This is a genomic window from Dyella sp. (genome assembly GCF_035508675.1).
In the GTDB taxonomy this organism is placed as follows: Bacteria; Pseudomonadota; Gammaproteobacteria; order Xanthomonadales; family Rhodanobacteraceae; genus Dyella_B.
This window is the reverse complement of the sequence record NZ_DATJMN010000116.1, coordinates 1-7,891: the sequence shown is the minus strand read 5'-3', so window position 1 is coordinate 7,891 and position 7,891 is coordinate 1. Positions and strand designations below refer to the sequence as shown.

Genomic DNA, 7,891 nt, shown 5'->3' with positions numbered 1-7,891 from the left:
GACAAGGTGTTTGGCATCAAGTAACGCAAACGTGTGAGTGACGACAGGCACCGGGGGAACAGTTCATGTGGGCGAAGTTGACGATACGGACGTGGCTGCTCGTGTTTCTGGGGCTGTTTTCCGTCGCACTATGGTGGTCGGTGGCGCAGGCCTGGGCGGACGCCAAACAGGCGACTCGAACGGTAGGCGAGCTCGATCGCCTGTCCACCTCCGACATCGAGCCCTTGCATGAGATTCAACGGTTGTTGCTCACCACACTCGTGAACATGGATAACGCCTATATCCATCTTCAGCGTGGCAACCAGGTCGCCGCCACCGACTACACGCGCCGCGCGTCGGCGCTGCGCATGCAAGCCGACAAGATCTTCAAGTCTTGGAGCGCAAACGTCTCAAGTGACGATGCCGCCGCCGAGGAGGTGCATCGCATCAGCGACGCCTACAAAAGCTACACCGACATCCTTGGCACCCGCGAGGAAGCCCTTTACGACGTATCGTTGAACGACTATGTAGCGGCGACCAGCGGTGCCGAAAAAGCGGACTCGGCCTTTCAGTCCACGCTGCGGGACGCCATTGAAGCGGCCAAGCAGCGACGTGACTTACTGAAAGCACAAGCGGATGCGCGTGCGGATCGCAATGGCCAGGTGGCCGTCGGCATGGCCGTGGTGTCGCTATTTTTGCTGATCCTTTACTGGCAGCTGATCTACCGGGTACTGCTGCGACCGCTGCGCGAGGTGACGCAGACCTTTCAGCGCATGGCGACGGGCAACCTGAGCGTGGCGATTGAAAGCCGCGCGAAAAACGAGATCGGATCACTGTTCACGGCGCTGAATGTGATGCAGTCCGACCTTGTGCATACCGTTGCCACGATTCGCCAGGGTACGAATGACGTCAGCTTTGGCATTCGGCACATCTCCAGCGATAACCGGGAATTATCCGGCCACACGCAGCGACAAGCGGCCTCTTTGCAGCAGGCTTCGACGAGCTTGGGGCAGTTGGCCGCCGCAGTGAGTCAAAATGCGTCCTACACACGACAGGCGGGCACCTTGGCGAGCGAAGCGCGGATGGACGCGGTGCTCGGCAAGCAGAAAGTGTCGCGGGTCGCTTCGACGATGGACGCTGTGTCGGAGAATGCCAGGCGTATCGCGGATATCGTGAGCATCATCGAAGGCATTGCGTTCCAGACGAATGTCCTGGCACTCAATGCGGCAGTCGAAGCTGCGCGCGCCGGCGAGCACGGCAAAGGCTTTGCCGTGGTTGCCACCGAGGTGCGCTCCCTGGCGCTGCGCAGCGCCCAGTCGGCCAAGGAGATCAAGCTGCTTATCGAGGCATCGAGCGAGTCGGTGCAAGCCGGTGCCCAGCAGGTTTTGGAGGCAAACGCCGCGATGCATCAGATCGTCGACTCAGTCGAGCGTGTCACCGCGACGGTGCAGCACATTGCGGTAGCCACCTCCGAGCAATCCGACGCCATAGCGAACGTGAATCAAGTCATTGCGGACCTTGATAAGGCGACACGGCACAACGCGTCGCTGGTGCAGCGTACGGCCAGCGCAGCAGGGGCGTTGGAAGGTGATGCAGGCCGGCTGGTCAAGGCGGTCAGTGTCTTTCAGACCAGCCGCTGAGACTGGCCTGAGAGGAGCGACTCAAGACCGAACCTGCGAAGGATCGCGCAGAGGTCTTAAGTTCGGCGCATTGCGCCGCTACCAGCGCAACAATCGCGGACCCAGCAGTGCGCCCAAGGCTGCGACGATCGCCATGCCGAGCAGATACCAGATGCTCCAGAAGGCTGGACTCATCTCAGGGCAGTGAAAGCAATACGCCACCGTCGCCACGGTTCCTGCGAGCAATCCCGAGGCCGCGCCGGCCAGTCGCAAACGTGTCGGTGCCAAGTGTGCGACGGCGTAGAAGATGGCGATAAAGCCTGGGATGGAAAGCAATAGGATATTGAAAGGGCACGATCGCCAGGATTGCCCGAATATGGCAACGGCTCGGTCGGCCGGCGCCGCCGCGCCCACCACCGCGATGCCAGCCATCCAGACACAGGCGACAGGAAGAATCAGGATGACCCACGCCACACCCACCGAGGCGGCGGGCCGGCTCAGTCGACTGGTGGCTATCGCCGCGCCAACGCTCAGGCTCAACGGAAAGGCGAGCTTTTCCCAAAAGATGGGCGTGGCAATGGCGCTCGAAAGGTCAGGGCGAACGCCAAAGACCATCGCCATCAATACGGCTGCCCCCGTGAGTGCCAGCAGCAACGAGCCGGTGAGAAGCCTCGCCAGCGTGTTCTTCTTGACCGGCTCGATATCCTTGGCGAGCAACGCGACCAGGTCTTCGCTCCTCATAGCGCCTCCCGCATGCGTGCAGCCAGTGCCTTGATGCCGCGATGCACGTTTACCTTCACGGCGGACTCTGAAAGTCCCAACAGGGTGGCAGTCTCTGCGATCGACATGCCTTGCAGTTTAACATGCAGGATGGACAGGCGCTGTTTGTCGGGGAGATAGTCCAGGAGCTTGCGTATATCCCGGCGTGCGTCTTCGGGCTCATCGTCCGACAAGGAAAAAATGTCCTGGTGATCATCGATCGGATCATTCAGCGCATCGCGGCGTGCACGTGCGCGGAAAAAATCCATCAACTTGTAACGCGCTATGGCGTGAATCCATGCGGTCAGCGGCTCTTCGGGCCGGTACGTGTGACGTGCATGGTGCACGGCAAGCAATGTTTCTTGAATCAGGTCTTCGATGTCTTCGCGCATCTTGGGTATGCGCTTGCGCAGGTATCCGCGCAAATAGCGCGTCAGGTCGCTTAAGAAAAGTCGATAGCTGACCGCATCACCATCCAAGCTGCTGATGAATAACGCCTTCAATCGGGCTTCTTCCGAATACACCGTGGCACGCTCCGTCACACCGCAGTGTGGTCTCGTAATGCTTCGACCAGCGCACCGTGGATACCCGCAAAACGAGCATCAAACGCAGCGCGATCACCCCGGCGCCCAGTCATGAGGCGTAGCGCCGCCTTCTGCCCTGGCGCCGCGGCGAGGGCAACCCCGATGCCCCTGGAACCGCCCGTGATGACTACGCGTTTACCCTTGATATCCATCGATTCTCTGGAAGGCGGCGGTTTTAGAGCGGTTGCTTTAGAATATCAAAGCATCGTATCAATTCAAGGCTGACGCTTAAGACACCATGGCACGCCCGCGGGAATTTGACGAAATGGCTGTGCTAGACGCGGCGATGCAGCAGTTCTGGAGGTATGGCTACGCGGCTACCTCCGTCCGCGATCTGGCCCAACGCATGGGGATTACCGGGGCAAGCCTCTACAACGCCTTCGGCGACAAGCGCTCGCTGTTTGGCCGTGCGCTTGCGCACTATGTCGAAACAAGCTTCGGCGACCGGGTAGGGCGCTTTGAGAACAACTTGTCTCCCAGGGCAACGCTTGAGGCCTTTTTCCGCGAGATCATCGAACGCTCGATTCAGGATAAGGACCGCAAGGGCTGCCTGTTGGTCAATTCCGCGCTGGAGGTCGCGCCCCATGACCCTGATTTCCAGGCGACCATCGCCCAGGTGCTGGCCAAGGTCGAAGCCTTTTTCCGCCGCTGCGTGCAGGCCGGGCAACAGGCCGGCGAGATACCGACCACGCAGTCGGCCGAAGACCTGGCGCGACTCCTATTAGGCGTGCACCTGGGCATCCGCGTCCTCGCCCGAGCGCGACCGGAGCGAAGCTTGTTGGAAGGACTTGCGCGTCCGGCATTGGAGCTCTTGAAGCAGCGCTGATGGGTGTTCAATCGGGTTGCTCTTGCCCGCCAGCCAATCGCCAGGTTTCGTGGCAACACGCGCCGATCCCCGCTTAGTTAGCCATTTGAGTGGATGGCCTTCGCCACTCGGTTTCGACCTCTGCCCGTCCTTTTGGGGCGGGCAGAGGTACCGGTTCTAGAGTTGACTCATGCCGCCGTCAACAATGATTTCGGTGCCTACGATGAACCCAGACTCAGGTGCAGTCACGTGCAAAACCGTCGAGGCGAGTTCCTCCGATGTGCCGAAACGGCCAAGCGGCACCTGCATTTGAATCTGCTTGGCAGTGGCTTCCAGTGAAGCGGCATCCAATCCAAGCTTGCCGTAAATGGGAGTGCCGATGGGGCCTGGGCTCACCACATTTACGCGGACACCCTGCGGCAGCAGTTCGGCGGACAAGGTTTTGGCAAGCGAAATCAGCGCTGCCTTGCTAGCGGCGTACACACTCGACCCGGGCATGCCGATATGCGCATTGATCGAACCGTTGATGACGATCGCGGCGCCGCGATTGAGCAAGGGGAGCAACGCCTGGATCTGGAAGTACGCGCCCTTGGTATTGATGTTGAAGATCTGGTCCCAGAGCGATTCCTGCACGTCCGCAAAGGGGGCGAATTTGGCGATGCCGGCATTGATAAATACCGCATCCAGGCGGACGTTTAGCTGGGTCAGGAAATGAGCAAGCAAATTGGCGTCCTGCAACGAAGCGGCATCGCTGCGCAACGCTATGGCATTATCGGCAATCTCCTTGCGAGCCTTTTCCAGGGCAGCCTCGTCACGACCAGTAATGACGACGCGGGCGCCTTCGGCAGCGTAAGCCTTGGCCGCTGCCAGGCCGATGCCGCTGGTACCTCCCGTAACAAGAACGGTCTTTTCGTTGAAACGATTCATGGTTTTTCCTCGGTGAACACAGTGGTTGGGACGCAGATATCGTGCGCGATGCCACGTGAATTGCCGTACCATGGCGTCGACGCACTCGTTCGAAGGTATCGAACATGTTGACCGATGAAGAATTGGCGTTGATTCAGGCGATCGAAGCCGAGGGAAGCCTCACCAGGGCCGCAGCAGCATTGGGCAAAGCCCCCTCAACCGTTTCGCACGCCGCGCGTCAGTTGGAGACGCGCTTTGACGCATTGTTATTCGATCGTCGCCGTTACCGACTGCAGTTGACTCCGGCCGGCCAACTGTTGGCTCAGGAAGCGCAACGATTGGCCCTGGATGTGTCGCGACTCACCCGCCGCGTCAAGCAGGTGGCTGGAGGGTGGGAGGATCGACTTTGGATTGTCACGGACGAAATTATGGAATTCGAAACGTTCGTGCCTGTTATTCGCGCTTTCGATGCGCTGCAGTCGGGCGTTGCGTTACGCATTACGCATGAAGTCCTGCAGGGCACGTGGGAGGCTCTGCGTGATGGGCGCGCCGACCTGGTGATCGGCGCCACCAATGCACCGCCGGCCATTCCAAAATTACGATGGTTCGAATTGGGCGTGATGGAATGGGTATTTGCCATATCACCGAGGCACCCATTGGCCAAGGCGCGTGAACCGTTGCAGCAAGAGCAATTGCTAGCCCATCGCGCAGTGGTGGTGGCCGATACTTCGCGCTCCATCGAGAACCGCGGATACGGTTGGCTGGCCGGTCAGCAGACACTTGCCGTACCGAGCATGCATGCCAAGATCCGAGCGCATTGCGATGACCTCGGTATTGGTTGGTTGCCGCGTCGACGCGTGCAGTCGTTATTGAAAAATGGAAAGCTTGTAGAAAAGCGCGTCGCCGATGCACGCGAACCCAATGTGCTTTATGTAGCGTGGCGAAATGACCACGTAGGGCGTGCACTCGAATGGTGGCTCTCGCAACTGAAGCAGACACGCTTGGCGCGGCGTCTTGTTAACGGAGTCGACGCGACGGCATGACGTCACTGCATGGCAATGCAAGTTCCGGCAAACCATAAGCTCACGCTGGCACAAGGCACCGTCGATGGGTGGCCCACGCTCGCTCAGATGCCGGCGTACCACTCGTAGCCCTGGTCTTCCCAGTAGCCGCCCTTGCCGTCGCCGATCGTGTCGAAGGATTTGACCAGCTCGATACGGCGCAGGTATTTCGCCTGCTTGTAGCCAAGTTGCCGGCTCACGCGCAGGCGCAAAGGTGCGCCGTTGGGCACCGGCAGCGGCTTATCGTTCAGGGCGAAGGCGAGCAGTGTTTGCGGATGCCTTGCCTCTTCGATGTCCACGCTCTCGTAATAGGGCGTATCCACGTCCATCTCGTCGAAGCAGTGGAAAACGACGAAGCGCGCCTGCGGATCGACCCCGACATGGTCGAGAACGGCGGAGAGCAGGGTGCCTTGCCACTTGCCGATGACGCTCCAGCCTTCCACGCAATCGTGCCGGGTGATCTGCGTGCGCGTGTCGAGTTTTTTAAGGTCGTCGATCGACAGCATGGCCGGGCGGCTGACCATGCCGTCCACCTGCAATTTGTAGTCACGGAACTGGTTCGCCAGCAGCGCTTGATACGCCGGCGTGTTGGGCATCGTGGTGCCATTGGGACGAAATACCGGAGAGATGTCGGCTTCGGTGTATTCCTTCGCCATCGCGCTGGATGGCGCCAGCAAAGCCTGCACGCGGCGATTCAGCCCTTCGGCCTTGTCCAGTACCTTCGGACCCCAGCTGCTTTGGGAAATGCGGTCGCAGCCGGCGACGATCAGGCTGGCCGTACCCATGATGACCATGCGCAGGAACGATCGGCGATCAGTCATGGGAATCCTCCTCCACAGCGGCCGGCTGGTCGGGCTTGGCAGTGTCGCCCTTGCCTGCGTCGACTTTGTAGTAACCGGTGATCATGCCGCGCAGCTGATTGACTGCGCCGCTTATAAGCACCTCGAACACATGGATAACCACAAAGGCCACGAACGCCCAGGCGATGATGAAATGGATGGTTCGCGCCGATTGCCGGCCGCCAACGGCCTCGAGCAAGGGCGAGAGCACCGCATCCATGCGCGGCGACATCGCCAGGCCCATCAGCACAATGCCGACACCGAATACGAAGATCACGATCAGGTAGGCGAGCCGCTGCAGGATGTTGTAGCGCAGCGCCTCTTCACCCTGCGGATGCCTGAAGCGGATGTGGTCGAGGATCGAGCGGCCGATGCCGCGCCAATCGCTACGTGTAGGCCACAGGTCGCGCTGCAGATGCCGTCGAGCGAGGGAATAGCCAACGTAGCAGAGCCCGTTGAGCACGAACACCCAGGCGAAGAAAAAGTGCCAGCGCCTTCCCATCGCCAGCCAGGCGGGACCGGGCACGGTGAGCCAGGAAGGAAAGCCGCGAACATCGGGCGTGCCATCGATGCCCTTGGATACGCCCAGCACTCCGGTGGTGATGAATACGTGGCGGCCGATCCGGGTGGTACCGACAAGGTTTCCTGCTGCATCCCGACGGGCACCCAAGGTCAGGAGTTCCTTGCCAGCGTCGGATCGATTGCCCCAGTAAAGGCTTGGATGCGCATTGAATATCTGCAAGCCGCTGAACAACATCAGCGACAGTGCGATGACATTGATCCAATGCATGATCCGGATGGGCAGCGTATGCCGATAAACCAGCCGGCTGGATGGTTCATCGGGCAACGCGGCAGTCGGCGTGTCCATCTCGGCGGCGGCAACACTTTCCGTATTCACGAGGGGTACCTCTGCAAGACATGGCGAACCGAGCAGCCTGATGATGGGGTGCGACGGAAGTGGCCCCTCTACTGCCGGAATCGCCCCATCCTGCATGACTTCGCTGCCATGCTGGGTGAGGTTACTCGCCGGGAAGGGGAAAGTGTCAAGACGCTGATGCAGAAGCCATTCGTGGGCCGGGTGAAATCCCCGCATCGGCCCCGAGCGGCCACTGCCTGGGTGGTATCCACACATCGGCCACAATCGACCCACCTCCAAACACATCCTGGAGAGCAACAAATCGGCACTTGTTTGACTCAAGCTTTGGTCGAGCGCGGCCAGTCCAAGCCCAGGCGGGATCAAGGCAAGATGACAGCCTCGCAGGAAGCTTGCGTAGGTTGGCGGTGAGGCGAAGCCGAACCCCAACGGCGCAACGTGCATGGCAATGTTGGGGTTCGGCTT

At 60.2% G+C, this 7,891-nt stretch carries 8 protein-coding genes; 3 read left to right on the top strand and 5 right to left on the bottom strand.

All coding sequences use genetic code 11. From position 1 onward, the window contains the following. Positions 1–65 precede the first annotated feature (65 nt). Positions 66–1,619 carry a methyl-accepting chemotaxis protein gene (locus VMA74_RS06805; RefSeq protein WP_325365883.1) on the top strand — a complete coding sequence of 518 codons (1,554 nt, stop codon included), beginning with the start codon at positions 66–68 and terminating at the stop codon, positions 1,617–1,619. A 78-nt stretch (positions 1,620–1,697) separates the two neighbouring features. On the opposite strand, the gene VMA74_RS06800 is transcribed toward VMA74_RS06805, so the two are convergent. Together VMA74_RS06800 and VMA74_RS06795 are read right to left on the bottom strand one after the other, a co-directional pair. Then, positions 1,698–2,315 carry a DUF1109 domain-containing protein gene (locus VMA74_RS06800; protein ID WP_325365882.1) on the bottom strand — a complete coding sequence of 206 codons (618 nt, stop codon included), beginning with the start codon at positions 2,313–2,315 and terminating at the stop codon, positions 1,698–1,700. A 20-nt stretch (positions 2,316–2,335) separates the two neighbouring features. Then, a complete protein-coding gene (locus VMA74_RS06795) occupies positions 2,336–2,881 on the bottom strand; it encodes a sigma-70 family RNA polymerase sigma factor (RefSeq protein WP_325365881.1) in 546 nt (181 codons plus the stop codon). A gap of 325 nt (positions 2,882–3,206) precedes the next feature. On the opposite strand from VMA74_RS06795, the gene VMA74_RS06790 reads away from it, so the two are divergent. Further along, positions 3,207–3,767 carry a TetR/AcrR family transcriptional regulator gene (locus VMA74_RS06790; protein ID WP_325365880.1) on the top strand — a complete coding sequence of 187 codons (561 nt, stop codon included), beginning with the start codon at positions 3,207–3,209 and terminating at the stop codon, positions 3,765–3,767. 156 nt (positions 3,768–3,923) lie between these two features. Here VMA74_RS06790 and VMA74_RS06785 read toward each other — a convergent pair whose 3' ends face one another. Further along, positions 3,924–4,673 carry an SDR family oxidoreductase gene (locus VMA74_RS06785; RefSeq protein ID WP_325365879.1) on the bottom strand — a complete coding sequence of 250 codons (750 nt, stop codon included), beginning with the start codon at positions 4,671–4,673 and terminating at the stop codon, positions 3,924–3,926. A gap of 104 nt (positions 4,674–4,777) precedes the next feature. On the opposite strand from VMA74_RS06785, the gene VMA74_RS06780 reads away from it, so the two are divergent. Next, complete coding sequence (locus VMA74_RS06780; protein WP_325365878.1) at positions 4,778–5,695, top strand: LysR family transcriptional regulator; 918 nt, start codon at positions 4,778–4,780, stop codon at positions 5,693–5,695. Between the two features lie 83 nt (positions 5,696–5,778). Here the strand turns inward: VMA74_RS06780 and VMA74_RS06775 are convergent, their stop codons facing one another. Both VMA74_RS06775 and VMA74_RS06770 read right to left on the bottom strand, forming a co-directional pair. Beyond that, positions 5,779–6,534, bottom strand: coding sequence for a molybdopterin-binding protein (locus VMA74_RS06775; RefSeq protein ID WP_325365877.1), 756 nt, complete (start codon positions 6,532–6,534; stop codon positions 5,779–5,781). Continuing rightward, a partial coding sequence (locus VMA74_RS06770; protein ID WP_325365876.1) for a cytochrome b/b6 domain-containing protein occupies positions 6,527–7,891 on the bottom strand: 1,365 nt, incomplete at its 5' end. The genes VMA74_RS06775 and VMA74_RS06770, both read right to left, overlap by 8 nt.

Excerpts from the sequence above, each read along its gene's own strand:
- VMA74_RS06805 (WP_325365883.1), top strand. The coding sequence starts at position 66 with ATGTGGGCGAAGTTGACGATACGGACGTGGCTGCTCGTGTTTCTGGGG.
- VMA74_RS06790 (WP_325365880.1), top strand. The coding sequence starts at position 3,207 with ATGGCTGTGCTAGACGCGGCGATGCAGCAGTTCTGGAGGTATGGCTAC.
- VMA74_RS06785 (WP_325365879.1), bottom strand. The coding sequence starts at position 4,673 with ATGAATCGTTTCAACGAAAAGACCGTTCTTGTTACGGGAGGTACCAGC.
- VMA74_RS06780 (WP_325365878.1), top strand. The coding sequence starts at position 4,778 with ATGTTGACCGATGAAGAATTGGCGTTGATTCAGGCGATCGAAGCCGAG.
- VMA74_RS06775 (WP_325365877.1), bottom strand. The coding sequence starts at position 6,534 with ATGACTGATCGCCGATCGTTCCTGCGCATGGTCATCATGGGTACGGCC.